Origin of the sequence: Streptomyces sp. NPDC006393 (genome assembly GCF_040628575.1) — a bacterium.
Lineage (GTDB): Bacteria > Actinomycetota > Actinomycetes > Streptomycetales > Streptomycetaceae > Streptomyces.
The window spans coordinates 56,446-80,527 of the sequence record NZ_JBEXZD010000024.1 but is presented as its reverse complement, the minus strand read 5'-3'; the positions used below and the strand labels follow the sequence as shown (position 1 = coordinate 80,527).

The 24,082-nt window shown below is 70.6% G+C and carries 25 protein-coding genes and 1 riboswitch; of the genes, 16 read left to right on the top strand and 9 right to left on the bottom strand.

What is annotated here, in order from left to right; genetic code table 11:
- On the top strand, nucleotides 1–246 hold a 246-nt coding region (locus tag ABZ484_RS13535; RefSeq protein WP_358866032.1), incomplete at its 5' end, for a hypothetical protein.
- Between the two features lie 126 nt (nucleotides 247–372).
- A complete protein-coding gene (locus tag ABZ484_RS13530; protein WP_358866031.1) occupies nucleotides 373–633 on the top strand; it encodes a hypothetical protein in 261 nt (86 codons plus the stop codon).
- Here ABZ484_RS13530 and ABZ484_RS13525 read toward each other — a convergent pair whose 3' ends face one another.
- The 6 genes from ABZ484_RS13525 to gcvT form a co-directional block, all read right to left on the bottom strand.
- Nucleotides 634–1,260 (bottom strand): response regulator transcription factor, encoded by a 627-nt coding sequence (locus ABZ484_RS13525; protein ID WP_358866030.1) that lies wholly within the window; start codon nucleotides 1,258–1,260, stop codon nucleotides 634–636.
- A gap of 195 nt (nucleotides 1,261–1,455) precedes the next feature.
- Nucleotides 1,456–2,217 (bottom strand): hypothetical protein, encoded by a 762-nt coding sequence (locus ABZ484_RS13520; RefSeq protein ID WP_358866029.1) that lies wholly within the window; start codon nucleotides 2,215–2,217, stop codon nucleotides 1,456–1,458.
- A gap of 108 nt (nucleotides 2,218–2,325) precedes the next feature.
- Entirely contained in the window at nucleotides 2,326–3,693 is a 1,368-nt protein-coding gene (locus tag ABZ484_RS13515; RefSeq protein ID WP_358866028.1) for an L-serine ammonia-lyase, read from the bottom strand.
- A 74-nt stretch (nucleotides 3,694–3,767) separates the two neighbouring features.
- Nucleotides 3,768–5,030, bottom strand: a complete 1,263-nt coding sequence (gene glyA, locus ABZ484_RS13510) for a serine hydroxymethyltransferase (protein WP_358866027.1) — start codon at nucleotides 5,028–5,030, stop codon at nucleotides 3,768–3,770.
- A gap of 17 nt (nucleotides 5,031–5,047) precedes the next feature.
- Nucleotides 5,048–5,425 carry a glycine cleavage system protein GcvH gene (gene gcvH / locus ABZ484_RS13505; RefSeq protein WP_030179780.1) on the bottom strand — a complete coding sequence of 126 codons (378 nt, stop codon included), beginning with the start codon at nucleotides 5,423–5,425 and terminating at the stop codon, nucleotides 5,048–5,050.
- A 196-nt stretch (nucleotides 5,426–5,621) separates the two neighbouring features.
- Nucleotides 5,622–6,764 carry a glycine cleavage system aminomethyltransferase GcvT gene (gcvT, locus tag ABZ484_RS13500; protein WP_358866026.1) on the bottom strand — a complete coding sequence of 381 codons (1,143 nt, stop codon included), beginning with the start codon at nucleotides 6,762–6,764 and terminating at the stop codon, nucleotides 5,622–5,624.
- Nucleotides 6,765–6,958: 194 nt separating this feature from the next.
- Nucleotides 6,959–7,058: riboswitch (glycine riboswitch) on the bottom strand.
- 170 nt (nucleotides 7,059–7,228) lie between these two features.
- Between gcvT and ABZ484_RS13495 the strand changes: the two genes are divergently transcribed.
- The 10 genes from ABZ484_RS13495 to ABZ484_RS13450 all read left to right on the top strand — a co-directional run bounded on the left by ABZ484_RS13495 (nucleotide 7,229) and on the right by ABZ484_RS13450 (nucleotide 18,870).
- The gene (locus ABZ484_RS13495) at nucleotides 7,229–7,942 is read left to right on the top strand and encodes an AAA family ATPase (protein WP_358866025.1); all 714 of its coding nucleotides are present in this window, start codon (nucleotides 7,229–7,231) and stop codon (nucleotides 7,940–7,942) included.
- A gap of 41 nt (nucleotides 7,943–7,983) precedes the next feature.
- Nucleotides 7,984–8,784 carry an enhanced serine sensitivity protein SseB gene (locus tag ABZ484_RS13490; protein ID WP_358866024.1) on the top strand — a complete coding sequence of 267 codons (801 nt, stop codon included), beginning with the start codon at nucleotides 7,984–7,986 and terminating at the stop codon, nucleotides 8,782–8,784.
- A gap of 170 nt (nucleotides 8,785–8,954) precedes the next feature.
- Nucleotides 8,955–9,752: an enhanced serine sensitivity protein SseB C-terminal domain-containing protein gene (locus tag ABZ484_RS13485; RefSeq protein ID WP_358866023.1), complete on the top strand. Its 798-nt coding sequence runs from the start codon at nucleotides 8,955–8,957 to the stop codon at nucleotides 9,750–9,752.
- Between the two features lie 324 nt (nucleotides 9,753–10,076).
- Entirely contained in the window at nucleotides 10,077–11,084 is a 1,008-nt protein-coding gene (locus ABZ484_RS13480; RefSeq protein WP_358866022.1) for an ABC transporter permease, read from the top strand.
- A 68-nt stretch (nucleotides 11,085–11,152) separates the two neighbouring features.
- Nucleotides 11,153–12,946, top strand: coding sequence for an ABC transporter substrate-binding protein (locus tag ABZ484_RS13475; protein WP_358866021.1), 1,794 nt, complete (start codon nucleotides 11,153–11,155; stop codon nucleotides 12,944–12,946).
- Between the two features lie 142 nt (nucleotides 12,947–13,088).
- Nucleotides 13,089–14,087, top strand: coding sequence for an ABC transporter permease (locus ABZ484_RS13470; protein ID WP_358866020.1), 999 nt, complete (start codon nucleotides 13,089–13,091; stop codon nucleotides 14,085–14,087).
- Complete coding sequence (locus tag ABZ484_RS13465) at nucleotides 14,084–15,181, top strand: ABC transporter ATP-binding protein (RefSeq protein WP_358866019.1); 1,098 nt, start codon at nucleotides 14,084–14,086, stop codon at nucleotides 15,179–15,181. The genes ABZ484_RS13470 and ABZ484_RS13465 overlap by 4 nt, the downstream gene beginning before the upstream one ends.
- 23 nt (nucleotides 15,182–15,204) lie before the next feature.
- Nucleotides 15,205–16,662 carry a dipeptide ABC transporter ATP-binding protein gene (locus ABZ484_RS13460; protein ID WP_358866018.1) on the top strand — a complete coding sequence of 486 codons (1,458 nt, stop codon included), beginning with the start codon at nucleotides 15,205–15,207 and terminating at the stop codon, nucleotides 16,660–16,662.
- A 104-nt stretch (nucleotides 16,663–16,766) separates the two neighbouring features.
- A complete protein-coding gene (locus ABZ484_RS13455) occupies nucleotides 16,767–18,158 on the top strand; it encodes a M1 family metallopeptidase (protein ID WP_358866017.1) in 1,392 nt (463 codons plus the stop codon).
- A 55-nt stretch (nucleotides 18,159–18,213) separates the two neighbouring features.
- Nucleotides 18,214–18,870, top strand: a complete 657-nt coding sequence (locus ABZ484_RS13450; protein WP_358866016.1) for a trimeric intracellular cation channel family protein — start codon at nucleotides 18,214–18,216, stop codon at nucleotides 18,868–18,870.
- Here the strand turns inward: ABZ484_RS13450 and ABZ484_RS13445 are convergent.
- Nucleotides 18,779–20,017 carry an alpha/beta hydrolase-fold protein gene (locus ABZ484_RS13445; RefSeq protein WP_358866015.1) on the bottom strand — a complete coding sequence of 413 codons (1,239 nt, stop codon included), beginning with the start codon at nucleotides 20,015–20,017 and terminating at the stop codon, nucleotides 18,779–18,781. The two genes, ABZ484_RS13450 and ABZ484_RS13445, sit on opposite strands and share 92 nt — an antisense overlap.
- Nucleotides 20,018–20,171: 154 nt before the next feature.
- Between ABZ484_RS13445 and ABZ484_RS13440 the strand changes: the two genes are divergently transcribed.
- On the top strand, nucleotides 20,172–21,032 hold the full coding sequence (locus ABZ484_RS13440) for a thioesterase family protein (protein ID WP_358866014.1): 861 nt from the start codon (nucleotides 20,172–20,174) through the stop codon (nucleotides 21,030–21,032).
- 34 nt (nucleotides 21,033–21,066) lie between these two features.
- Here the strand turns inward: ABZ484_RS13440 and ABZ484_RS13435 are convergent, their stop codons facing one another.
- Entirely contained in the window at nucleotides 21,067–21,678 is a 612-nt protein-coding gene (locus ABZ484_RS13435; protein ID WP_358866013.1) for a TIGR03086 family metal-binding protein, read from the bottom strand.
- 109 nt (nucleotides 21,679–21,787) lie between these two features.
- On the opposite strand from ABZ484_RS13435, the gene ABZ484_RS13430 reads away from it, so the two are divergent.
- Nucleotides 21,788–22,783 (top strand): YafY family protein, encoded by a 996-nt coding sequence (locus ABZ484_RS13430; RefSeq protein WP_358866012.1) that lies wholly within the window; start codon nucleotides 21,788–21,790, stop codon nucleotides 22,781–22,783.
- Here the strand turns inward: ABZ484_RS13430 and ABZ484_RS13425 are convergent.
- A complete protein-coding gene (locus ABZ484_RS13425) occupies nucleotides 22,752–23,378 on the bottom strand; it encodes a TetR family transcriptional regulator (protein ID WP_358866011.1) in 627 nt (208 codons plus the stop codon). The two genes, ABZ484_RS13430 and ABZ484_RS13425, sit on opposite strands and share 32 nt — an antisense overlap.
- 123 nt (nucleotides 23,379–23,501) lie before the next feature.
- Here ABZ484_RS13425 and ABZ484_RS13420 point away from each other — a divergent pair, with 123 nt between their 5' ends.
- Complete coding sequence (locus ABZ484_RS13420; protein ID WP_086731149.1) at nucleotides 23,502–23,666, top strand: hypothetical protein; 165 nt, start codon at nucleotides 23,502–23,504, stop codon at nucleotides 23,664–23,666.
- A gap of 35 nt (nucleotides 23,667–23,701) precedes the next feature.
- Nucleotides 23,702–23,968 (top strand): hypothetical protein, encoded by a 267-nt coding sequence (locus ABZ484_RS13415; RefSeq protein WP_030179348.1) that lies wholly within the window; start codon nucleotides 23,702–23,704, stop codon nucleotides 23,966–23,968.
- Nucleotides 23,969–24,082 lie beyond the last annotated feature (114 nt).

The following is a 24,082-nucleotide window of genomic DNA, read 5'->3' as shown; positions in this document are numbered from 1 at the left end:
AACACCCAGGGCGGCACGCAGGGTGGCGGCGGCGGCAACACCCAGGGCGGCACGCAGGGTGGCGGCGGCGGCAACACCCAGGGCGGTACCCAGGGTGGCGGCGGCGGCAACACCCAGGGCGGCACGCAGGGTGGCGGCGGCGGTGGCAACACCCAGGGCGGCACGCAGGGTGGCGGCGGCGGCAACACCCAGGGCGGCACGCAGGGTGGCGGCGGCGGCAACACCCAGGGCGGTACCCAGGGCTGAGTGTTGAAGCGTCCCCAGAAGGTGACTCGGCACCCCGTGGAGGCAACCGCCTCCGCGAGGTGCCGAACTCGCTCACACGCACGGCTGCGGGGTGCCGGCCTCGCGGCTCTCGCGTGCGTCTGCGTGATGACCGGAGCAGGGAGCGCGCAAGCCGGCGACGCGGGCGTCCCCGCGCAGGCGCAGTCGGTGCTTCGGTGCTACGCGACGGCCCAGAACCCGCGGCAGCCCGTGTGCTACCGGCTCTCGGCGAAGGCCGAGTACCGACACGGCGAGATCGTCTACGTGCCCATCCTCATCCAGGTGCCCACGCCCGCGAACCCGCCGCCTGTGATCATCGTGAACGGCCTGGACGACATCCGCCCGGACGCGGGTCCGGCCGGCGACTGATCACTCCGTGGAGTCGTTGACGAATATCCCGTACTCCAGAGCCAGCCGGGTGAGGTCCGCGCGACGGCGTGAGCCGCTTTTTCTGCGCAGTCGTTCCAGATGCGTATGGACCGTGTTCTCGGTGATGTTCAACTGCGTGGCGATCTCCCGGTCCGTCGCACCGCCGGCCACGAGATGCAGGATCTGCCTCTCGCGGCCGGTGAGGTGAGGAGGGGGCGCGGGTATGCTCCTGCCCGCCAGACTGGCGCCGAAGTAGTCCCTGCCGGACGCGACGGCGCGAATGGCCGCCACCAGCTCCGCATCGTCGGTTCGCCGGCTCAGATATCCGCGAGCGCCGGCCTTGATGCACAGGACGGCGTCGGACTGTGCCTGCGAGGTCGACAGGACGATGACGGCATGGCCCTGCCGCTGCAGCTGGGCCACCTGGTGGGAGGTCACCTGGTCACTGTTCTGCAGGGTGATCAGCAGGACGATCTTCACCTCGTCGGCATCGCACACCAGGTCGTCGACGGTGGTGGCGAGGTACCTGATCCTCAGGTCGGGCTGGGTCCTGATCGCCTGGTCGACACCGAGCTGGAGCAGCGGCCAGTCGCAGATGACGGCCATGTGTATCACGGATGGGCTCATGAGAGGCTCCAGCGGAGGTGGGGCCAGGCCCGCCGGCCACGTGACGCTGCGGGACGAGCGGTCGGCGGCTCGTGCCGCCCGATCCCACGTTCGACCCTTCCGGGGGCATCGGCACCCCTGGATGACCCGTCCGGGGGAATCCGACGAGGGCGCGGCGGCCCCGGCCTGCCGGCCGGCGCCGCCGCGCCCCGTGCGTCACTTCTGCCAGAGACCCGCCGCGTACTTGATGGGCAGGTACATCAGGGGAGCAAGCTCCGCACGCTCCTGCCGCGGGATGTTGCGCATCGCGGCATCGATCGCCGGGAACGTCACCTCGGCCGGGGAAAGCGCCGGTCCCATGCCCATGCGCATGCCCATGCGCGTGGCCAGGTCGTCGGCGGTGGTGCCTTGCGTGCCGCCCTGGGTGTTGTTGGTGCCGCTCTGTGTGCCGCCCTGGGTGTTCTTCGTGCCGTTCTGGGCACCGCCCTGGGTGTTGTTGGTACCGGCCTGTGTGCCGCCCTGGGTGTTCTTCGTGCCGTTCTGGGCACCGCCCTGGGTGTTGTTGGTACCGCTCTGCGTGCCGCCCTGGTTGTTGTGCTTGCCACCCACCGTGCCGCCCTGGGTGATGGTGTTGTTCGTGCCGCCCGCGGTGCCACCCTGGGTGTTCCCGGTGCCACCGCCCTGGGTGCCGCCCTGGGTGTTGTTGGTGCCGCCCTGCGTGCCGCCCAGGGTGTTTCCTGTGCCGCTCTGCGTATTGCCGAGCTGAACGCTGTTGGTGTTTCCGTCCCCCCGGTTGAAGATGTTGCCGTCACCCTTGTTGAAGATGGTGCCGTAGTAGTTGTTGACAACAATGGCCGGCCCCGAATAGGGGGAATCGGAGCCGGTGTTGTCTCCCGCGGAGGCCTGGCCCGCTGTCGCGCCTGTCAGCGCCACGGCGGCGACAAAAGGCAGCGTTGCATAGACGCCGAACCGTTTCACGGCAGCCCTTTCTTGCCATCGGTGAAGGGGAGGGTCCCTACCGACAAGCTGCCGCAGCTCATCACTTCATCACTTCAGCGACACGGTGGTGTCACCCGTGCGGTCGCCTCAGCACTCGATGATGTTCACCGCGAGTCCACCGCGGGCGGTCTCCTTGTACTTGACCGACATGTCGGCGCCGGTGTCCTTCATGGTCTTGATGACCTTGTCGAGGGACACCTTGTGGGAGCCGTCGCCGCGCAGGGCCATGCGGGCGGCGGTGACGGCCTTCACGGCGGCCATGCCGTTGCGTTCGATGCAGGGGATCTGGACCAGGCCGCCGACCGGGTCGCAGGTCAGGCCGAGGTTGTGCTCCATGCCGATCTCGGCGGCGTTCTCCACCTGCTCGGGCGTGCCGCCCATCACCTCCGCCAGCGCCCCGGCGGCCATGGAGCAGGCGGAGCCGACCTCGCCCTGGCAGCCGACCTCGGCGCCGGAGATGGAGGCGTTCTCCTTGAACAGCATGCCGATCGCGCCGGCGGCGAGCAGGAAGCGGACCACGCCGTCCTCGTCGGCGCCGGGAATGAAGTCGATGTAGTAGTGCAGGACGGCGGGGATGATGCCGGCCGCGCCGTTGGTGGGGGCGGTCACCACCCGGCCGCCGGCCGCGTTCTCCTCGTTGACCGCCATCGCGTACAGGGTGATCCACTCCATGGCGTGCGCCAGCGGGTCGCCCTCGGCGCGCAGCTGGCGGGCCGAGACCGCGGCCCTGCGGCGGACCTTCAGACCGCCGGGCAGGATGCCCTCACGGGTCATGCCGCGCCGGACGCACTCGCGCATCACCCGCCAGATCTCCAGCAGGCCCGCACGGATCTCCTCCTCGGTGCGCCAGGCCCGCTCGTTCTCCAGCATGAGGGAGGAGATCGACAGGCCCGTCTCCTTCGTGAGGCGCAGCAGCTCGTCACCGGTGCGGAAGGGGTACTTCAGCACCGTGTCGTCCAGCTTGATGCGGTCCGCGCCGACCGCGTCCTCGTCCACGACGAAGCCGCCGCCGACCGAGTAGTACGTCTTGGACAGCAGCTCCGCCCCGGTGGCGTCGTACGCCCAGATGGTCATGCCGTTGGCGTGGTAGGGCAGGGCCTTGCGCCGGTGCAGGACCAGATCGTCGTCGAAGGTGAAGGGGATCTCGTGCTCGCCGAGGAGCTTCAGGCGGCCCGCCGCCTTGATGTCCTCCACCCGCTCGCCCGCCCCCTCCACGTCCACCGTGCGCGGCGAGGCGCCCTCCAGACCGAGCAGGACCGCCTTGGGGGTGCCGTGGCCGTGCCCGGTGGCGCCGAGCGAGCCGTACAGCTCGCAGCGCACGGAGCCGACGGAGGCCAGCAGGCCTTCGTTGCGCAGCCGGCGCGCGAACATCCGCGCCGCGCGCATCGGGCCGACCGTGTGGGAGCTGGACGGGCCGATGCCGATCGAGAACAGGTCGAAGACCGAGATGGCCACGGTCACTCCTCAAGACAGCAGAAACACACAAACGGGGGGTGGTGGGGCACCCTCACGGGTGCCCCACCGGCGAGTCACTTGTTCAGACCCGGGTACAGCGGGTGCTTGTCGGCCAGGGTCTTCACCCGGGCCTTGAGAGCCTCGGCGTCGTAGGACGGCTTCAGCGCCTCGGCGATCACGTCGGCGACCTCGGCGAAGTCCTCGGCCGTGAAGCCGCGGGTCGCCAGGGCCGGCGTGCCGATCCTGAGACCCGAGGTGACCATGGGCGGGCGGGGGTCGTTCGGCACCGCGTTGCGGTTGACCGTGATCCCGACCTCGTGGAGGCGGTCCTCGGCCTGCCGGCCGTCCAGCTCCGAGTTGCGCAGGTCCACCAGGACCAGGTGCACATCGGTGCCGCCGGTCAGCACGTCCACGCCGGCCGCCCGGGCGTCGTCCCGCACCAGGCGCTCGGCCAGGATGCGGGCGCCCTCCAGGGTACGACGCTGGCGCTCCTTGAAGTCGTCGCTCGCCGCGACCTTGAAGGCCACCGCCTTGGCGGCGATCACGTGCTCCAGCGGACCGCCCTGCTGACCGGGGAAGACGGCGGAGTTGATCTTCTTGGCCAGCTCGGCCGTGGACAGGATCACACCGCCGCGCGGGCCGCCCAGCGTCTTGTGGGTCGTGGTGGTGACGACGTGGGCGTGCGGCACCGGGTTGGGGTGCAGTCCCGCCGCGACCAGACCGGCGAAGTGCGCCATGTCGACCATCAGGTAGGCGCCGACCTCGTCCGCGATCCGGCGGAAGGCGGCGAAGTCCAGCTGCCGCGGGTAGGCCGACCAGCCGGCCACGATCAGCTTCGGCCGGGACTCCTTCGCCAGCCGCTCCACCTCGTCCATGTCGACCAGGCCGTCCTCGCCCACGTGGTAGGCGACGACGTCGTAGAGCTTGCCGGAGAAGTTGATCTTCATGCCGTGGGTCAGATGCCCGCCGTGCGCGAGGTTCAGACCCATGATCGTGTCACCGGGCTGGAGCAGCGCGAACATCGCGGCCGCGTTCGCCTGGGCACCGGAGTGCGGCTGCACGTTGGCGTGCTCGGCGCCGAACAGGGCCTTGACGCGGTCGATGGCGATCTGCTCGACCACGTCGACGTGCTCGCAGCCGCCGTAGTAGCGGCGGCCCGGGTAGCCCTCGGCGTACTTGTTGGTCAGGACCGAGCCCTGGGCCTCCATCACCGCGACCGGGGCGAAGTTCTCCGAGGCGATCATCTCCAGCGTGGACTGCTGGCGGTGCAGCTCGGCGCCGACCGCGGCGGCCACCTCCGGGTCGAGCTCGTGCAGGGGCGTGTTCAGAACAGTCATGTGCGTGTGTCCGCTCCTCAGCCGGCGGTCTCGGCGGCGTACTCGTCGGCGGAGAGCAGGTCGGCCGGCTCCTCCGTGACGCGCACCTTGAACAGCCAGCCGCCCTCGAAGGGCGCGGAGTTCACCAGCGACGGGTCGTTCACCACGTCCTCGTTGACCTCGGTGACCTCACCGCTGACCGGGGAGTACAGATCGGAGACCGACTTGGTCGACTCCAGCTCGCCGCAGGTCTCGCCCGCGGCCACCGTGGTGCCGACCTCCGGGAGGTCGGCGTAGACGACATCGCCGAGCGCGTTGGCCGCGAACTCCGTGATGCCGACCGTCGCGACGCCGTCCTCGGCGGGCGACAGCCACTCGTGCTCCTTGCTGTAGCGCAGCTGCTGGGGGTTGCTCATGGCCTGAATTCTCCTGTACGCGGGGGACTGCTGGTGACTGAGAGACTGATGAAAGCGCTGGTGAGCAGGGTGATGTGCCGGGCGTCACACGCCGGGGCGCGACACGCGGGCACACGGCGTCCGGGGACCCGCCTGCCGCACGGCGTCGCCGGCGCCCTGCCGGACCAGTCTGACGACCTGGTCGTTGCTTCTGCCGCTACTTCTGCCGCTTGTAGAAGGGCAGCGCCACGACCTCGTACGGTTCGTGCCTGCCCCTGATGTCCACGCCGACGCCCGGCGTGCCCGGCGCGGCGTGCGCGGCGTCGACGTACGCCATGGCGATCGGCTTGCCGAGGGTGGGGGAGGGGGCGCCGGAGGTGACCTCGCCGATCACCTCGCCGCCCGCGACGACGGGGTACCCGGCGCGCGGCACGCGCCGGCCCTCGGCGACCAGGCCGACGAGCACCCGGGGCGGCTGGGAGGCGGCGCGCTCGGCGGCGGCCAGCAGCGCCTCGCGGCCCACGAAGTCGCCCTCCTTGTCGAACTTGACCACCCGGCCGAGCCCGGCGTCGAACGGGGTGAGCGCGGTCGTCAGCTCGTGCCCGTACAGCGGCATGCCGGCCTCCAGGCGCAGCGTGTCGCGGCAGGACAGCCCGCACGGCACCAGCCCGGCGTCCGCTCCGGCGTCGGTCAGCGCCTGCCACAGCTTCTCGGCGTCGGCCGGCGCGACGAACAGCTCGAAGCCGTCCTCGCCGGTGTAGCCGGTGCGCGCGATGAGCGCGGGCACCCCGGCGACCGTGCCGGGCAGGCCGGCGTAGTACTTCAGGCCGTCCAGGTCGGCGTCGGTGAGGGAGGCGAGGATGCCGGGGGACTGAGGGCCCTGCACGGCGATCAGGGCGTAGTCGTCCCGGTCGTCGCGGACCTCGGCGTCGAAACCGGCCGCCCGCTCGGTGAGCGCGTCCAGCACGACCTGGGCGTTGGAGGCGTTGGCGACCACCATGTAGCGAGGAGACCCCGCCTCGGCCTCGGCCAGCCGGTAGACGATCAGGTCGTCCAGGATGCCGCCGTCCTCCCGGCAGATCATGGTGTACCGGGCCCGGCCGACGCCGACGGAGGCGATGTTGCCGACCAGGGCGTGGTTCAGCAGGGCGGCGGCCTGCGGGCCGGTGACGGTGATCTCACCCATGTGGGAGAGGTCGAAGAGCCCGGCCCGGGTGCGCACGGCGATGTGCTCGTCGCGCTCGGAGCCGTAGCGCAGCGGCATGTCCCAGCCGGCGAAGTCGGTCATCGTCGCACCGAGCGCGCGGTGCACCGCGTCGAGCGCGGTATGACGGAGCGGACGGGGTGCGGAACTGCTCATCGGGCGTGTCTCCCAGGCGGTGGGGATCCCCCCGCGCGAGCGAGGCCGAGCGCGGGGAAGGGCGAGGACGGATCGGTGTCCTCCCCATCTGTCATCGGAACCTGAGAGGTTCGCCATGACCGCCGTAGGACGGACGATCACGGCTTGCACCTTGGGTGGAGCCACTGCGGCAGCGGCCCGCTTTTCAGATGTGCCTCGCCCGCGCGGTAACGGGGCCTGAGAGATTCAAGGGAGGGACTTGCTCCTTCGGCGCCCCAGCGAGACGGCTGCTGGGAACTCTCCCGCGCGGATTCAAGCGGCCTGTATGCAGTTGGCGGGCACATCATTGCACGCCGGGCCGGATCACGTCAGGCCGCGTCTGTGACCGACCCGTGGCAGAACGCGCATGAAATCGCCGGACGCGGGGCATTACCTTCTCTTTACACTCGAAGGGGAGGTGAACCGTCACCACCCAGGGGAGGACGATGACGGTGAACAGGACCGCGCCGGCGTACGCCACGACCCGGGCCCTCGCCCTGCCCGGCCGACCCGGTGCCCGGGGGCCGCTCGCCCCGGCCCGCGAGCACGGCGGCGGGTGTCCCGTGCCCGTGGTGCGCGACCTGCGCGAGCGGGCCGGCCGCGGCCCGCACGCGCTGCTCTTCGGCCCGAACGACCTGGCCGTGGTCACCGGCCTGCCCGGCAGCGGCAAGTCGACCCTGATGCGGCGCGCGGTGCGCGGCCCGGGGATCGACTCCCAGGACACCCGCGACCGCTGGGACGCACGGCTCTCGTCCCACCTGCCCTACGCGCTCTACCGCCCGCTGGTCCGCCTCGCCCACTACGCCGCGCTGCGCCGCGCGCTGCGCTCCGGCGAGGGGGTCGTCGTCCACGACTGCGGCACGCAGAGCTGGGTCCGCGGCTGGCTGGCCCGCGCCGCCCGCCGCCGCGGCGGCACGCTCCACCTGATCCTGCTGGACGTCACCCCCGAGACCGCCGCCGACGGCATGCGCCGGCGCGGCCGCGGTGTCTCCCGCTACGCCTTCCTGCGCCACCGCAGGGCCGCGGCCCGTCTGCTGCGCGCCGTGGAGCGGGGCGCACTGCCGAGGGGCTGCGGCTCGGCGGTGCTGCTGGACCGCGAGGCGGCGGCCGCGCTGCGCAGGATCGGCTTCACCGGCCCGCCCCGCACCGGCACCCGATAGCCTTTCGGTCACAACAGCGGTTCCCAGCAGGTGGTAGGCGAATGGACATTCCGGCGGACTTCTCCGGGGGCTACCCGGCGGACTTTCCGGCACAGGCACATCCCCAGCCGCACGGCGGATGGCCCGGCAACGAGCTGGAGGAAGTGCTCTCCGCCTCCCTCGGCATCCCCTCGGCCGGCGGCCGGATCATCGAGGTGCTGGGCCGCAGCTTCCTGTGGGTTCCGCTGCCCGGCGGCGGTGGCCCGCACAGCGGTCCGCTCGACCTGCCCACGCTGGAGATCGACGGCCAGGCCTTCGTCCCGGTCTTCAGTTCCGAGGAGCAGTTCCGCCAGGTCGCCGGCCCCCACATGCCCTACGTCATCGCGCCCGCCGTCGAGTTCGCGCGCGGACTGCCCCCGCAGGTCGGCATCGCGCTGAACCCGGAGGGCGTGGTCGGCATCCCGCTGCCCCCGCCGGCCGTGGCCGAGCTGTGCCGGGCCGGGCGCACCGAACTGGACGGCCCCGGCGGCGGCCGTGTCCGTCTGTTCGAACCCGACTGGCAGGACGACCCGGTGGACTTCCTGGCCGCCGCCTCCGCCGAGTTCGCCGACACGGGCGTGGTCCTCGCGGCCCGCCGCTGCCTGGCCGCCATAGAGACGGCCGACCCGGTGATGTTCATAGGCGTCGAGCTCTCCCAGTGGGACGGCGACCTGCGCGCCCGCCCCCTGGACGCCCTGGGCCGCGCCCTCGCCAAGGTCCCCGTCCAGTGGCCCGTCAACCTGGTCCTGCTGGACGTGACGGACGACCCGGTGGCGGGCTGGCTGAGGGAACAGGTCCGGCCGTTCTACCAGTACGGCCACTGAAGAATCCTTCAGGGGCGCGGGGCGGTGCCCGCACGCGGCTCCCCGCGCGGCGCGACGGGCCACGACTCCCCGCACCCGCGGGACGACACCACGCACCGGGCTCGCGGGCGGGCTCTAAGCTGGACCCACGGCTCGGTCGAAACGTTGCTTGTACGAAGGGGCGGTAAAAAGTGAGCGCGAGCGGCACGGCCGCGGCCGGGCACGTGGAGCAGACGCTGCGCCAGGTGACGCCCGGACGCTACGACGCCTATGAGGCGCTGCTGCGCGCCCTCGCGACCCCGACCTCCGGCCAGGTCTGGATGCTGCTCTGGCACGGCCAGGCGGGTTCCCCCGACGCCCAGTACGGCCACATGGAGGTCGACGGCCACGGCTACGCCCCCTGTGTCACCTCCGCCCAGGAGCTGTCGGCCAGCGGCTGGAACCGGTCGTACGAGGTGGTGGACGCCCTCGACGCGGCCCGGGTCCTGTACCCCGACCACTACGGTCTGTGGCTGAACCCGCACGCCCCGGGCGGCGGCGTCGGCATCCCCTGGCCGGATCTGCGCCGCATCGCCACCGGCCTGGACCGACAGCCCGCCGGACCGCTCAGGCTGTCCGAACCGGCCATCGAGATCCCTCACTTCTACGCCCTGCTGACGCAGAACGCCCACCGCACCCCGGCGGTCCGCTCGCTGCGCCGCGCCTGGGTGCAGCCCGCGCTCGGGGCGCCGTACCTCGCCATCGGTCTGGACGTGTACGACACCTCCCCGCCCGCCGTCGACTCGGTGCGGGCGATGATGCGGCAGTCCGTCGGCGCGGTCCCCGACGGGCTGCCGGTGTCGACCGTGGCGATGTCCGACGAGTTCGACCCGGTGGCGATGTGGCTGCGCGCCAACGCCCGGCCCTTCTACGACCGCGATGCCCACGCCGCTTCGGTCCAGAACCCGCCGGGCGGCTACGGCTACCCGCCGGCCGGGGGCGGATACTGATCCGGAAGCGCCGGTACCGCTGACCCCGATCGGCGCACGGAAAGGACTTCTGCGCGCGTAGATGGGGGCGGAAGATCCGGTTCTGGCTCGGAAAGGCCCAACTGGCCCGTGTCCGGCCCCCGTTACCCACTGTCCGGATAACGGAACCCTTCTGCCCGCATCACGTTTACGCATCCATTCACCGTCAAGTCTGGCAACAGATCGCCAATGCGTTGAAGACTCCCGCTCCAAGGGGGCCTTCGCCCCTGTGTACGACGGACTGATGATGCCGCTACAGCGGCAAGTGCGGGCCGGCTACCGCCGGTTGAGAGGGGTCCCTGCCTAATGACGGCACCATTGCACGAGCCGACCGCGGAAGCGGCCCCGAGCGCGGCCGACGAAGCGGCGGTAGCCACCACGGGCGTGAAGGCCGTCCAGGGCCGCTCCCTGGGACGGATCGCCTGGGAGCGCCTGAAGCGGGACAAACTCGCCCTGACGGGTGGCGTCGTCGTGCTCGTCCTCATCGTGATCGCGCTGCTCGCACCGGTGATCGCCAATCTGGTCGGACAGGACCCGGACGCCTATCACGAGAACCTGATCGACCCGCTGTTCGGCACCCCCAGGGGGTCGCTGGGCGGCATCAGCGGAGACCACCTGCTGGGCGTCGAGCCGGTCAACGGCCGCGACATCTTCGCCCGCATCGTCTACGGCGCACGGGTCTCGCTCCTGGTCGGCTTCCTGTCCGCCATGGTCGCCGTCATCCTCGGCACGGTCCTGGGCATCCTGGCCGGCTTCTTCGGCGGCTGGGTCGACTCGGTCATCAGCCGTGTGATGGACGGACTGCTGGCCTTCCCCCAGCTGCTGTTCACCATCGCACTGGTCTCCGTGATGCCGAGCAACATGCTGGGGCTGACCGGTTCCAGCGTGCGGGTCTTCGTGATGATCCTGGTCATCGGCTTCTTCGGCTGGCCCTACATCGGACGCGTGGTGCGCGGCCAGACGCTCTCGATGCGCGAGCGCGAGTACGTCGAGGCCGCCCGATCGCTGGGCGCCGGGCGGTTCTACATCCTGTTCAAGGAGCTGCTGCCCAATCTGGTCGCGCCGATCATCGTCTACACGACGATGATGATCCCCACCAACATCCTCACCGAGGCGGCACTCAGCTTCCTGGGCGTGGGCGTCAAGCCGCCCACGGCCTCCTGGGGGCAGATGCTCTCGAGCGCGATCGACTACTACGACTCGGACCCCATGTACATGGTGGTCCCGGGTGTGGCGATCTTCATCACCGTTCTTGCCTTCAACCTCTTCGGCGACGGCGTGCGGGACGCGCTCGACCCGAAGGGCGCCCGCTGATGCGCCAACCCCAAGCGTCCCGTGGCACCAACACGGGGTCTCTCATCAAATCCGGAGGATCCGAGATCGTGACTACCCAACGCACCTCAGGGCGGCGCAAGCAGGCGTTGGCCGCCGCTGCTGCGGTCGCCGCACTGCTGACCACGGCGGCGTGCGGCGGCGGCAGCGACGACAAGGGCGGGTCGAAGACCGGCGCCGCCGGCTACGACGCCGCGAACAACAAGGTCGCCCAGGCCTCGCTGGCCAAGAAGGGCGGCACGCTGAAGTTCGGTGGTGCCCAGGACGCCGACTCGTGGGACACCACGCGCGGCTACTACGGCTTCATGTGGAACTTCGCGCGCTACTACAGCCGCCAGCTGGTCACGGGCAAGACGGAGCCGGGCAAGGCCGGCGCCCAGCTGACCCCGGACCTCGCCGACGGCCTCGCCAAGGTCACGGACAACGGCAAGACCTACACGTACCACCTGCGTGACGGCATCACGTGGGAGGACGGCAAGCCGATCACGTCCAAGGACGTCAAGTACGGCATCGAGCGCGTCTGGGCGCAGGACGTGCTGTCCGGCGGTCCGACCTACCTCAAGGACTTCCTGGACCCCAAGGGCGAGTACAAGGGCCCGTACAAGGACAAGTCCGCGGACCACCTGGGCCTGAAGGCCATCGACACGCCGGACGACAAGACGATCGTCTTCCACCTGCCGAAGGCCAACTCGGACTTCGAGGAGGTGCTGGGCCTGGTCTCGGCCTCCCCGGTCCGCCAGGACATGGACACCAAGTCCAAGTACGGCCTGCACCCCTTCTCCTCCGGCCCGTACAAGTTCCAGTCGTACAGCCCGGGCAAGAGCCTGACCCTGGTGCGCAACACCAACTGGAAGCAGGCCTCGGACCCGATCCGCAAGGCGTACCCGGACAAGATCACCGTCCAGTTCTTCTCGGACGCCAACCAGCTCGACCAGCGTCTGCTCAACGGTGACCTGGACCTGGACATCAACCAGACCGGCATGTCGCCCCAGGGTCGCACCACCGCCCTGAAGCAGCACAAGGCCAACCTGGACAACCCGGTCTCCGGCTACATCCGGTACGCGGTCTTCCCGCAGAGCGTGAAGCCGTTCGACAACATCGAGTGCCGCAAGGCCGTCATCCTCGGCGCCGACCACGTCTCGCTGCAGACCGCCCGAGGCGGCCCCATCGCCGGTGGTGACATCGGCACCAACATGCTCCCGCCGTCCGTCCCGGGCGCCGAGGGCCAGAAGTACGACCCGTACGGCATCTCCGGCGCGAACAAGAACGGCAACGTCGCCGAGGCCAAGAAGGCGCTGAAGGCCTGCGGTCACCCCGACGGCTTCTCCACCACCATCGCGGTGCGCAACAACAAGCCGGTCGAGGTCGCCACGGCCCAGTCGATGCAGGCGTCGCTGAAGAAGATCGGCATCAACGCGCAGATCGACCAGTACGACGGCTCGCAGACCACCGGCATCATCGGCAGCCCCTCGAACGTGAAGAAGAAGGGCTACGGCATCATCATCATGGGCTGGGGTCCGGACTTCCCGACCGTCCAGGGCTTCGGTCTGCCGCTGTGGGACAGCAAGTACATCCTTCAGAGCGGTAACAACAACTACGCCCTGATCAAGGACAAGACGATCGACGGTCTCTTCGACCAGTACGTCACCACGCTGGACGACGCGGGCAAGGCCAAGATCGCGACCGAGATCAACCACAAGGTCATGGAGGGTGCGTACTACCTGCCCTTCACCTTCGAGAAGTTCATCAACTGGCGATCGAACAACCTGGCGAACGTCTACACGACCGACAACTACAGCGGTATGTACGACTTCGTCAACCTCGGCCTGAAGAACCCGAAGTAAACCCGGCACACCCGCCGTACGGCACGAAAGGCAGGTGAAGGCCGGCGCGGCGTGGTCGCGGGCCACCCGGGACACCCCCCACGTCCACAAGACAGTGGGGGAGACCGGAGGTGGCCCGCGGTCCCGCGGCGGGCCGTAAGCTGTGCTCGCTTACCTCATCAGGCGGCTCTTCGCCGCCGCAGTGATGCTCGTGGTCATCGTCATGGTGGTCTTCGGCATCTTCTTCCTCGTCCCCAAGTGGGCGGGCGTCGACATCGCCCTGAGCTTCGTGGGCAAGCAGGCCGACCCCGCCGCGGTCGCCGGCGTACGGGAGAAGCTCGGACTGGCGGACCCGATCTACTTCCAGGTCTGGGAGTTCTTCAAGGGCATCTTCGCCGGCCGCACCTACTCGGGCGGCGGCGACGTCGTCCACTGCCCCGCGCCGTGCTTCGGCTACTCGTTCAAGAGCGAGCAGGCCGTCTGGCCGGTGCTCACCGACCGCTTCCCGGTGACCCTGGGACTCGCGCTCGGCGCCGCCGTGCTGTGGCTGATCTTCGGTGTCGCCGCCGGTGTGCTCTCCGCGCTCAAGCGGGGCAGCATCTGGGACCGCGGCGCGATGGTCGTCGCCCTGGCGGGTGTCTCCCTGCCCATCTACTTCACCGGCCTGCTCAGCCTGGCGATCTTCGCCTTCGGACTGCACTGGCTCGACGCGCAGTACGTGCCCCTCTCCGACAGCGTCGGCGGCTGGTTCGGCGGCATGATCCTGCCCTGGATCACCCTCGCCTTCCTGTACGCGGCGATGTACGCCCGGATCACCCGCGCCACCATGCTGGAGATCCTCGGCGAGGACTACATCCGCACGGCGCGCGCGAAGGGCCTCAAGGAGCAGACGGTCATCGGCAAGCACGCCATGCGCTCCACGATGACCCCCCTCCTGACCATGCTCGGCATGGACCTCGGCGCGCTCATCGGCGGCGCCATCCTGACCGAGTCCACGTTCAACCTGCCCGGTCTCGGCCGCGCCGTGCTCGACGCCATCCGGAACCAGGACCTGCCCATCATCCTCGGCGTCACCCTGATCACCTCCCTCGCGGTGCTCATCGCCAACCTCGTGGTGGACGTCCTGTACGCCGTGATCGACCCCCGAGTGAGGCTGGCATGACCGAACTCAGCAAGACCGGAGCGGCCGTGGGCGAGCCCAGCACCGCCTCGCCCGCCCCCAGTGCCTTCCTGGAAGTGCGCGACCTGAAGGTGCACTTCCCGACCGACGACGGCCTGGTCAAGTCCGTCGACGGGCTCAGCTTCCAGCTGGAGAAGGGCAAGACCCTCGGCATCGTGGGCGAGTCCGGCTCCGGCAAGTCGGTGACCTCGCTCGGCATCATGGGCCTGCACACCGCCGGCCAGTACGGCAAGCGCAAGGCGCAGATCTCCGGCGAGATCTGGCTGGACGGCACCGAGCTGCTGTCCGCCGACCCCGACCACGTGCGCAAGCTGCGCGGCCGGGAGATGGCGATGATCTTCCAGGACCCGCTGTCCGCGCTGCACCCGTACTACACGATCGGTGCGCAGATCATCGAGGCGTACCGCACCCACCACAAGGTCGACAAGAAGACCGCCCGCAGGCGGGCGATCGAGATGCTCGACCGGGTGGGCATCCCGCAGCCGGACAAGCGCGTGGACAGCTATCCGCACGAGTTCTCCGGCGGCATGCGCCAGCGCGCGATGATCGCGATGTCCCTGGTGAACAACCCCGAGCTGCTCATCGCGGACGAGCCGACCACCGCCCTGGACGTCACCGTCCAGGCACAGATCCTCGACCTCATCCGGGACCTCCAGAAGGAGTTCGGCTCCGCGGTCATCATCATCACCCACGACCTCGGCGTCGTCGCCGAACTCGCCGACGACATCCTGGTGATGTACGGCGGCCGGTGCGTCGAGCGCGGCCCGGCGGACAAGGTGTTCTACGAGCCCCGCCACCCCTACACCTGGGGTCTGCTCGGCTCGATGCCGCGCCTGGACCGCGAGCAGCAGGACCGGCTCATCCCGGTCAAGGGGTCGCCGCCCTCCTTGATCAACGTCCCGTCCGGCTGCGCCTTCAACCCGCGCTGCCCGTACGCCGACGTCCCGAAGGACAACGTCACCCGCACGGTCCGCCCCGAGCTGACCGAGGTCGGCAGCAAGCACTGGGCCGCCTGCCACATGTCGCAGGAGCAGCGGGAGCGGATCTGGACCGAAGAGATTGCGCCGAAGCTGTGAGTGAGAACGCAGAGGACAAGGCAGTGAGCATCCCTGCCCAGAGCGACGGCGCCGAGGCCCAGGCCGCCGGCACGGCCACCCTCACCAAGGAGGCCGCGCCCGGCGAGGTCCTGCTGAAGGTCACCGGGCTGGAGAAGCACTTCCCGATCAGGAAGGGCCTGCTCCAGCGCCAGGTCGGTGCCGTGCGCGCGGTGGACGGCCTCGACTTCGAGGTGCGCTCCGGCGAGACCCTGGGCGTCGTGGGCGAGTCCGGCTGCGGCAAGTCGACGATGGGGCGGCTGATCACCCGGCTGCTCGAACCGACGGGCGGGCAGATCGAGTTCGAGGGCAAGGACATCTCGCACCTCGGCGTGAGCGGCATGCGGCCCATGCGCCGCGACGTCCAGATGATCTTCCAGGACCCGTACTCGTCGCTGAACCCGCGCCACACCATCGGCACGATCGTCGGCGCTCCCTTCAGGCTCCAGGGCGTGGAGCCCGAGGGCGGCATCAAGAAGGAAGTACAGCGGCTGCTGTCGGTGGTCGGCCTCAACCCCGAGCACTACAACCGCTATCCGCACGAGTTCTCCGGCGGTCAGCGCCAGCGCATCGGCATCGCCCGCGCGCTCGCGCTCAAGCCGAAGCTGGTGGTGGCGGACGAGCCGGTCTCGGCGCTGGACGTGTCGATCCAGGCGCAGGTCGTCAACCTGCTCGACGACCTCCAGCAGGAGCTGGGCCTGACGTACGTGATCATCGCGCACGACCTGTCGGTCGTCCGGCACGTCTCGGACCGCATCGCGGTGATGTACCTGGGCAAGATCGTCGAGCTGGCCGACCGGGACTCGCTGTACAGGGCGCCGATGCACCCGTACACCAAGGCGCTGATGTCGGCCGTCCCGATCCCGGACCCCAGGCGGAAGAACGCCAAGAGCGAGCGCATCCTGCTCAAGGGCGACGTCCCCTCGCCGATCTCCCCGCCGAGCGGCTGCCGCTTCCACACCCGGTGCTGGAAGGCGACGGAGATCTGCCGGACGACCGAGCCGCCGCTGAAGGAACTGAGGCCCGGTCAGCGGGTGGCCTGTCACCACCCGGAGAACTTCGAGGACCAGGCGCCTCAGGACACCGTGCTGCTGACGGCCGCGAAGGAGGCGGCGGAGCTGGTCTCCGAGGAGGCCCTCGCCAAGTCGGCCGAGACCTCGGCGGCGGTCGCGGCGGCTGCCGACGAGATCGCGGAGGCGCAGACGGAGGCCGACACTCCGTCCTCCGACGACACGGAGGAGCCGGCCGGGGCTTCCCCGGCGGCGGAGACGGCGGAATCGGAGCCGGAGACGGAGGCCGGTTCGGAATCGGAGCCGGAGACGGAGGCCGGTGCGGAAGCGGAGCCGGAGACGGAGGCCGGTGCGGAAGCGGAGCCGGACGGCGACGCCGAGGCGGCCGCCTCCGAGGCCCCGAGCGGCGACAGTGCCGGCGAGAGCGACCGTCAGGAGTCAAACGACGACTGAGGCATGACGGCTTGGCAAAGTCATGCACATGACCGAACGGGAGAGTGCAGAGTCGACCCTGTCCGTGCGATCCACTGATCGACGCACGCGCGAAGGGATGACTCATGGCACTCTCCCGTTCGGCACGTCTGGCGGCCGTCACCACCGCGGCGGCCTCCTTCCTCGCCATCGCCGCCTCCTCGGCCCCCACCCACGGCGCCCCGGGCATCGGCGACCCCTACTTCCCGCAGCTGGGCAACGGCGGCTTCGACGCCCGCCACTACGCCCTCGACATCGCGTACGACCCGGACACCGACCGCCTCGACGGCCGTACCACGCTCACCGCCCGCGCCACCGACAACCTGTCCTCCTTCGACCTGGACCTCCAGCAGCTCCAGGTCACCGGCGTCGAAGTCAACGGCAGAAGCGCCCGGTTCGCCCAGGGCGGCGACGAGGTGCGCGTCACCCCGCGCGGGGTCCTGCACAGGAACCGCACCTTCACCGTCACCGTGACCTACGGCGGCATACCCGAGCCGCTCGGCGGACCCATCGTCTTCGGCTCCCAGTACGGCTGGATGAAGACCCCGGACGGCGTCTTCGTCGCCTGTGAGCCCAACGCCGCCTCCACCTGGTTCCCCTCCAGCGACCACCCCTCCGACAAGGCCACCTACGACATCCGCATCAAGGCGCCCAAGGGCCTGACCGCCGTCTCCAACGGCCGGCTGGTCTCGACGTACGACCGGGGCGGCTCGACGTACACCCACTGGCGCGAGGACCGGCCCATGGCCACCTACCTCGCCACCGCCACCATCGGGAAGTTCGACGTGCGCACCGGGCGGACGCCCTCCGGCATCCCGATCTACGTCGCCATCGACCCCACGCTGAAGAACAGCAACAGCGTCGACGTGTACGCCGTCACCGCCGCCGCCACCGACTACTGGTCGCAGGTCTTCGGGCCGTACCCGTTCGAGGAGACCGGCGCGATCGTCGACGACATGCCCGAGGCCGGTTTCTCGCTGGAGGTGCAGTCCAAGCCCGCCTACTCGGCCGTCCGCAACGAGTCGACGATCGTGCACGAGCTGGCCCACCAGTGGTTCGGCGACTCGGTGTCGGTGGAGCGCTGGAAGGACATCTGGCTCAACGAGGGCTTCGCCACCTACGCCCAGTGGCTGTGGGCCGAGCACCAGGGCACCCGCTCGGCGCACGACTCGTTCCTGGCCGCCTACGATGCCCGCCCGGCCGACAGCTCCTTCTGGCAGGTCGAGGTCGCCGACCCGCAGCGCGACACCATGTTCGCCTCCGCCGTCTACCAGCGCGGCGCGATGACGCTCCAGGCGCTGCGCGAACGCATCGGCGACCGGGCCTTCTTCAGGCTGCTGCCCGCCTGGACGAAGCTGCACCGCTACGGCAACGCGAACACCGCCGACTTCGTCCGCCTCGCCGAGCGGGTGTCCGGGCAGCACCTGGACGATCTCTTCCAGAAGTGGCTCTACACGACCGGCAAACCCGCCCTGTAAGCCTGACCGTCCTTGCATTGCAAGGCCCACACCGCACCCTGAGTAAGAATGTGGGGTGCTTCAGCAACTGTTCAGCCCTTCCGTCCAGCACACGGTCGACCTGGTCGGCATCTTCGTGTTCGCCATCTCTGGCGCACTGCTGGCCGTCCGCAAGAACTTCGACGTCTTCGGCATCGCCGTGCTCGCCGAGGTCACCGCGCTGGGCGGAGGGCTGTTCCGCGATGTGATGATCGGGGCCGTACCGCCGGCCGCCTTCACCGACCTGGGGTACTTCCTCACCCCGCTGTTCGCCACGGTCGTGGTCTTCTTCCTGCACCCGCACGTGGAGCGCATCCAGGCGGCGGTCCTGGTCTTCGACGCGGCCGGCCTCGGCCTGTTCTGCGTCTCGGGGACCACCAAGGCGTACGACTACGGGCTGGGCCTCACCGCGTCGGCGACCCTCGGCATGGCCACCGCCGTGGGCGGCGGTGTGCTGCGGGACGTGCTCGCCAACGAGGTGCCCTCGCTGCTGCGCTGGGACCGCGACCTGTACGCGGTCCCGGCGATCGTCGGCGCCACCATGGTGGTGCTGTGCATCCACTACGACGCGCTGACCCCGCTCACCACCGGGCTGGCCGTCGTCACCGCCTTCGTGCTCCGCCTGCTCGCGATGCGGTACCACTGGCGAGCTCCGCGGGCCTGGAACCGGCGCTCGACCGTCCGGGAGGAGTAGCGGACTTCGCCGGGTTCCCGCGAACGTGGTGGCCCAGCTCCCTGGTCAGCCAGCGGAACACCGTCGGCACCTGCGGCCGCCACAGCCCCATGGTGTGCCCGCCCGCGCTGCGCGGCAGGAACACCACATGGACGGTGGTCGGGGGCTTCGCCACCTGCTCCAGGGCCACCGCGGCCTCGTAGCCGTCGCCGGCCTCGCCGGACAGGTAGAGCGCGATCCGGGGCGGGGTGCGGTACGTGCGGAGCAGGACGTAGGGGTTGTTCGCCCGGCGCAGCCCGATGTTCCGCGCGGCCAGCGAGGAGCGTTCGCCGATCGGGTCGTTGTAGCCGGACAGGCTCACCGCGGCCCGGTAGCGGTCGGGGTGGGCGACGGCCAGCTTGGCCGCGCAGTGCGCGCCGGCCGAGTAGCCGGCGGCGGCCCAGCCGTCGGGCGCGGCCTCGGCGCGGAAGTTGTCCGTGACCATCTTCGGCACGTCGATGCTCAGCCAGCTGTCCGCGTTGACGGTGCCCGGTATGTTGGCGCAGCCCGTGTCCGTCCTGGCGATCAGATTGGTGCGCGGGGACACCAGGATGAAGGGGGCGACCCGGCCGCTCCGCATCAGCGGCTCGAGCTGCTCGTGCACCTTCATCGACCCGAACCAGGCCTTCGCCGAGCCCGGATAGCCGGAGAGCAGCTCGACCACCGGGAACTTCCTGTTCCGGTAGGCGGGCTCGTCGTACTGCGGCGGCAGCCACACGTAGACCTCGGCGGTCACCCCCGAGACCCGGCCCTTGAGCTGGGTGACCTCGACCCCGCCGGCCGCGTGCATCCCCGGTCCGTCGGCCTGGGTGAAGCTCTGGCGGACCTTGGGCAGCTTGCGGTAGGCGATGCCTCCGGTGCCGTCGGCGCCCAGGTCGGCGGCCTTCCGCACATGGTTGCCGGTGCCGAGCAGGTCCGCCCAGTCGTCGTAGAGGTTGTTGGCGTTGTTCACCAGCACGAAGACCAGGGTGACGGCGGTGGCCTGGGCGAACAGCAGCATCAGCGCGCGCAGCGCGGTGCGCAGCGCCCTCGGGCCCCTCAGCCGCGTCCACAGGACGAACGGCAGGACGAGGGCGACCACGGCCAGCGCGACGGTGGTGTACAGGAACGGAGTCCCGGTGAGGCTCATGTCCGGACAGAGGGAATTCCGGGGCCGTCGGTCACGGACGAGTACGGACACTTACCGAGAAATTGCCGAAGAGTCACCCGGGGCGCAGCAGGGTCGGCCGTCCGCATCCCCGGAAAAGCTACCGCTTAGTAGTTTCCTGTTGTACCGTTCACGTATGCCAGAAGCAGCTTCCGCCCCGGCCGCGCGGGCCACGATCGGCGACAGCGAGTTCGACCGGGACACCGCGGTGACCCGCCGCGGCCCGGGCGTCTACGACATCGACCTCTCGGCCGGCTGGACCATCATCAACGCCGTCAACGGCGGCTATCTGCTGGCCGTCCTCGGCCGCGCCCTCGCGGACGCCCTGCCGCACCCGGACCCGTTCACCGTCTCGGCTCACTATCTGACGGCCTCCCAGCCCGGCCCCGCCGTCGTGCGCACGGACGTGGTCCGCGCCGGCCGCACCCTCTCCACCGGCCAGGGCTCCCTCTTCCAGTACGACGCGGACGGCCGGGAGGTGGAGCGCATCCGCGTCCTGGCCTCCTACGGCGACCTGGGCGCCCTCCCCGACGACGTGCGCACCACGGCGAAGCCGCCCGCCATCCCGCCGATGGAGCAGTGCTTCGGCCCGCAGGACGGACCGTCCCCCGTCCCCGGCAGCTCCGCCATCACCGACCGTCTGATGCTCAAGCTGGACCCGGCCACCCTCGGCTGGGCGCTCGGCTCGCCCTCCGGCAAGGGCGAGATGCGCTCCTGGTTCGGGCTCGCCGACGGCCGGGACGCCGATCCGCTCTCCCTGCTGCTCGCCGTGGACGCGCTGCCGCCGACCGCGTTCGAGCTCGGCCTGAAGGGCTGGGTCCCGACGGTCGAGCTGACGGTGCACGTCCGCTGCCGCCCGGCGCCGGGCCCGCTGCGCGTCTCCATCACCACCCGCAACCTCGCCGGCGGCTTCCTGGAGGAGGACGCCGAGGTCTGGGACAGCGCCGACCGGCTGGTGGCGCAGTCCCGGCAGCTGGCCCGCGTCAGGCTCGGCTGAGCGGCGTGCGTCAGGCCCGGTCGAGCGGGGTGCGTCAGGCCCGGCTGAGCGGCGTACGCCCCAGCCAGGCCGCCAACCGCTCGTGGACATCGGCTCCTGCCCGGGCCTCGTGACGGGCGCCGAAGGGGGTCTCCCCGCCCCTCGGCCGCTCGTCGGGCAGCACCCTGCGGGCGGTGGCGAGCGCGAACTCGGCGAGTTCCGGGTCGAGTCCGAGCGGACGGCCGAGGGCCTCGGCGAGGTCCCAGGTGTGCGTCACGATCTCCATGACGTATCCCGAGAGAGCCGCGTGACCGGGCACCTCGCCCCACGGCACCCGCACCGGCGTGCTCATGCGCTCGTCGCTCGCCCACGCCTTCAGGACGCGGGTGCGCGCCTCGTCGTAGGCCGCCGCCCAGTCGTCGTCCTCGACGCCCTCGGCGAACGAGCTCATCGAGAGCCCGTCCCCGCCCTCGCCGACCACCGCGATGCGCACGGTGCCGCCCACGATGTGGCTGAGCAGGCCCCGTACGTCGAACTCGGCGCAGGGCGTGGGGGCGGTCAGCTGCTCGGGCCGGACCGTCTTGATGACGGCGGCGGCCTGCTCGGTGGCGCGGGTGTACAGCGGGCGGGGGTCGATGCCGTTCGGGCGGGGGTCGATGGCGTTCATGGGTCTCCTCCGTGCGTCCTTCGGTCGGTACGCCGGCCAGGGTTCCCGGATAACCTGACAGTTCCCGTCAACATTTGATCCGCGACCGCCGCGACGCGATTCTGGGGGCGTGAAAGCCGACCGCCTGCTGTCGATCCTGCTGCTCCTCCAGACCCGGGGCCGGGTGCCCGCGCACGAGCTCGCCGACCGGCTGGAGGTCTCGGTGCGCACCGTCTACCGCGACATCGAGGCGCTGTCGGCCTCCGGTGTCCCGGTCTACGCGGAGCGCGGCCGGCACGGCGGCATCGAACTGCTCGCCGGTTTCCGCACCGACGTCACGGGTCTGACCGCCGACGAGTCCCGCGCGCTGTTCATCCTCGCCGCACAGGGCGCGCACGCCGCGCTCGGACTGGACGCGGCGCTCGGCTCGGCGCTGCGCAAGGTGATGGCGGCGCTGCCGGCCCCGCACCGGCCCGCCGCCGAGGTGGCCAGCCGCCGGATCCTGGTGGACGCCACCCGCTGGAAGAGCGGCCCGCAGCAGGCCGTCGACCTGGACGTGCTCCAGGACGCGGTGTTCGCCGACCGGCGCCTGCGGCTGCGCTACCGGCACAGCGGCGAGCGGGAGCCGCGCACCTACACCGTCGATCCCTACGGCCTGGTCTCCAAGGCGGGCGTCTGGTACCTGGTCGCCGACCGGCGGGGCAGGCCACGGCTGTTCCGGGCCGACCGGGTGCGCTCCGCCCGCCTCCTGGACGATCCGGTGAGGCGCCGGCCGGGCGTGGAACTCGCCGACGCCTGGGAGGTGCTGCGCCGCCGGGTGGAGGAGCGCCCCGGCGGGATCGACGTCACCGTCCGGGTGCGCCGCACGCACCTGGACATGTTCCTGCGCCTGCACGGCTCCTCGCTGGCCGCCCCGCCCGACGACGACGGCGAGAGCGAATGGGTCACCGCCCGGATGTCGTACGACGTCCTGCGCGCGGTGCGCCAACTGCTCGGGTTCTCCGACCGGGTGGAGGTGCTCTCGCCGCCCGAGGCGCGTGAGGAACTGCGGGCGGCGGTCGCCGCCGTCGCTGAGCTGTACGAGGGAGGAACGGTCAGGCCGGCCAGTGCCGGCGGCCCACGCTGATCAGCCGCAGCTGCCGGGTGGCGAGCAGGGTGACGCGCTCGCGCTCCTCGGGCGGGGCGTCGAGGGCCTCCAGGAAGAGCGAGGCGGTGATCAGCATCTGGTCGACGTAGAGATGGGCGAGCATCAGCAGGTCGTCCTCGCTCCAGCCCACGGCCTGCGGATCCCTGGCCAGCTCGTCCTTCACCTCGCGGGCGAACCGGACCAGTTGCTCCCGGATCGCCTCCCGCACCGGCTGCACGCCGCCGTGCCGCTCCCGGGCGATGAACCGGACATGGGCCGGATAGGCCTCCACATGACGGGAGATCAGCTCGACGGCCCGCGCGATGCGTTCCTCGCTGTCGTCCGCCGTGGACACCGTCGTCCGGATCATCGGGTGCAGGCTGCCCAGGGCCTCCTCCACCAGGGCCACGCCGAGGTCCGCCGTGGAGCGGAAGTGCCGGTAGAAGGCGGTCGGGGCCACACCGACGGCGCGCGTGACCTCGCGCAGGCCCAGGCTGCTCAGGCTCTGCTCCTCCAGCAGGCCGAGCGCCGCGTCCAGGAGGGCCTGCCGGGTCTTCCGCTTCTGGGCCTGGCGGACGCCGAGAGTGTGACTCATGCCATGCAGTTAACAACTGTTCTCCGGAATGTCAAAGCGGTCGGACGCGCTAGACTCCATAGTCAGTGAACAACTGTTACTCGTAAGCGTTCACGAGAGAACGCCGGAGGGGGATCCGATCCCATGCTGTTCCTCGTCGCCGCCCTGCTGCTGCTCGGCGTCACCCTGGGCACCGTGGCCCACGCGCCGCTCGGCTTCACCGTGGCCGCCGCCGTCGTGATCGCCGCCTGGCTCGGCGTCTTCGCGCTCCGCGAGCGCCACGCCCGCCGCCGCGGCACGTCCCACTGACCACGCGCCCACCACATCCCTCGGGAGCCATCGCCATGCAACTCACCGCACCGGCCACGCGCCGCACCGCCCTGCGCGACGCCGACGGCATGGCCGTCGCGTCCTTCATCCTCGGCCTGCTCGGCCTCCTGGTCCTCAACCTCTTCCTCGGCCCCATCGCCATCACCCTCGCGGCAGTGGCCCTCTGGCGCGGCACCACCCGTCGCGGCCGAGCCCTCCTCGGCCTCACCCTGGGCATCGCCGACCTCATCGTCCTCATCACCCTCATGCAGCTGGACCACACGGTGTCCTGGAGCTTCTGACCGCCGCATGTGGCCCAGCGCTGTGGGCAGGCGTTCCGCAAGGCGATGGGGGCACCTCCCATGCCGTTCAGGCAATGGGGGAGGGTGGACACAGCGGACACGTGACGGCGCCTC

Bases quoted from the DNA above. Each gene is read 5' to 3' on its own strand.
- ABZ484_RS13530 (WP_358866031.1), top strand. From the start codon at position 373: ATGACCGGAGCAGGGAGCGCGCAAGCCGGCGACGCGGGCGTCCCCGCG.
- ABZ484_RS13525 (WP_358866030.1), bottom strand. From the start codon at position 1,260: ATGAGCCCATCCGTGATACACATGGCCGTCATCTGCGACTGGCCGCTG.
- glyA (WP_358866027.1), bottom strand. From the start codon at position 5,030: ATGACTGTTCTGAACACGCCCCTGCACGAGCTCGACCCGGAGGTGGCC.
- gcvH (WP_030179780.1), bottom strand. From the start codon at position 5,425: ATGAGCAACCCCCAGCAGCTGCGCTACAGCAAGGAGCACGAGTGGCTG.
- gcvT (WP_358866026.1), bottom strand. From the start codon at position 6,764: ATGAGCAGTTCCGCACCCCGTCCGCTCCGTCATACCGCGCTCGACGCG.
- ABZ484_RS13495 (WP_358866025.1), top strand. From the start codon at position 7,229: ATGACGGTGAACAGGACCGCGCCGGCGTACGCCACGACCCGGGCCCTC.
- ABZ484_RS13490 (WP_358866024.1), top strand. From the start codon at position 7,984: ATGGACATTCCGGCGGACTTCTCCGGGGGCTACCCGGCGGACTTTCCG.
- ABZ484_RS13480 (WP_358866022.1), top strand. From the start codon at position 10,077: ATGACGGCACCATTGCACGAGCCGACCGCGGAAGCGGCCCCGAGCGCG.
- ABZ484_RS13465 (WP_358866019.1), top strand. From the start codon at position 14,084: ATGACCGAACTCAGCAAGACCGGAGCGGCCGTGGGCGAGCCCAGCACC.
- ABZ484_RS13455 (WP_358866017.1), top strand. From the start codon at position 16,767: ATGGCACTCTCCCGTTCGGCACGTCTGGCGGCCGTCACCACCGCGGCG.
- ABZ484_RS13445 (WP_358866015.1), bottom strand. From the start codon at position 20,017: ATGAGCCTCACCGGGACTCCGTTCCTGTACACCACCGTCGCGCTGGCC.
- ABZ484_RS13440 (WP_358866014.1), top strand. From the start codon at position 20,172: ATGCCAGAAGCAGCTTCCGCCCCGGCCGCGCGGGCCACGATCGGCGAC.
- ABZ484_RS13435 (WP_358866013.1), bottom strand. From the start codon at position 21,678: ATGAACGCCATCGACCCCCGCCCGAACGGCATCGACCCCCGCCCGCTG.
- ABZ484_RS13425 (WP_358866011.1), bottom strand. From the start codon at position 23,378: ATGAGTCACACTCTCGGCGTCCGCCAGGCCCAGAAGCGGAAGACCCGG.
- ABZ484_RS13420 (WP_086731149.1), top strand. From the start codon at position 23,502: ATGCTGTTCCTCGTCGCCGCCCTGCTGCTGCTCGGCGTCACCCTGGGC.
- ABZ484_RS13415 (WP_030179348.1), top strand. From the start codon at position 23,702: ATGCAACTCACCGCACCGGCCACGCGCCGCACCGCCCTGCGCGACGCC.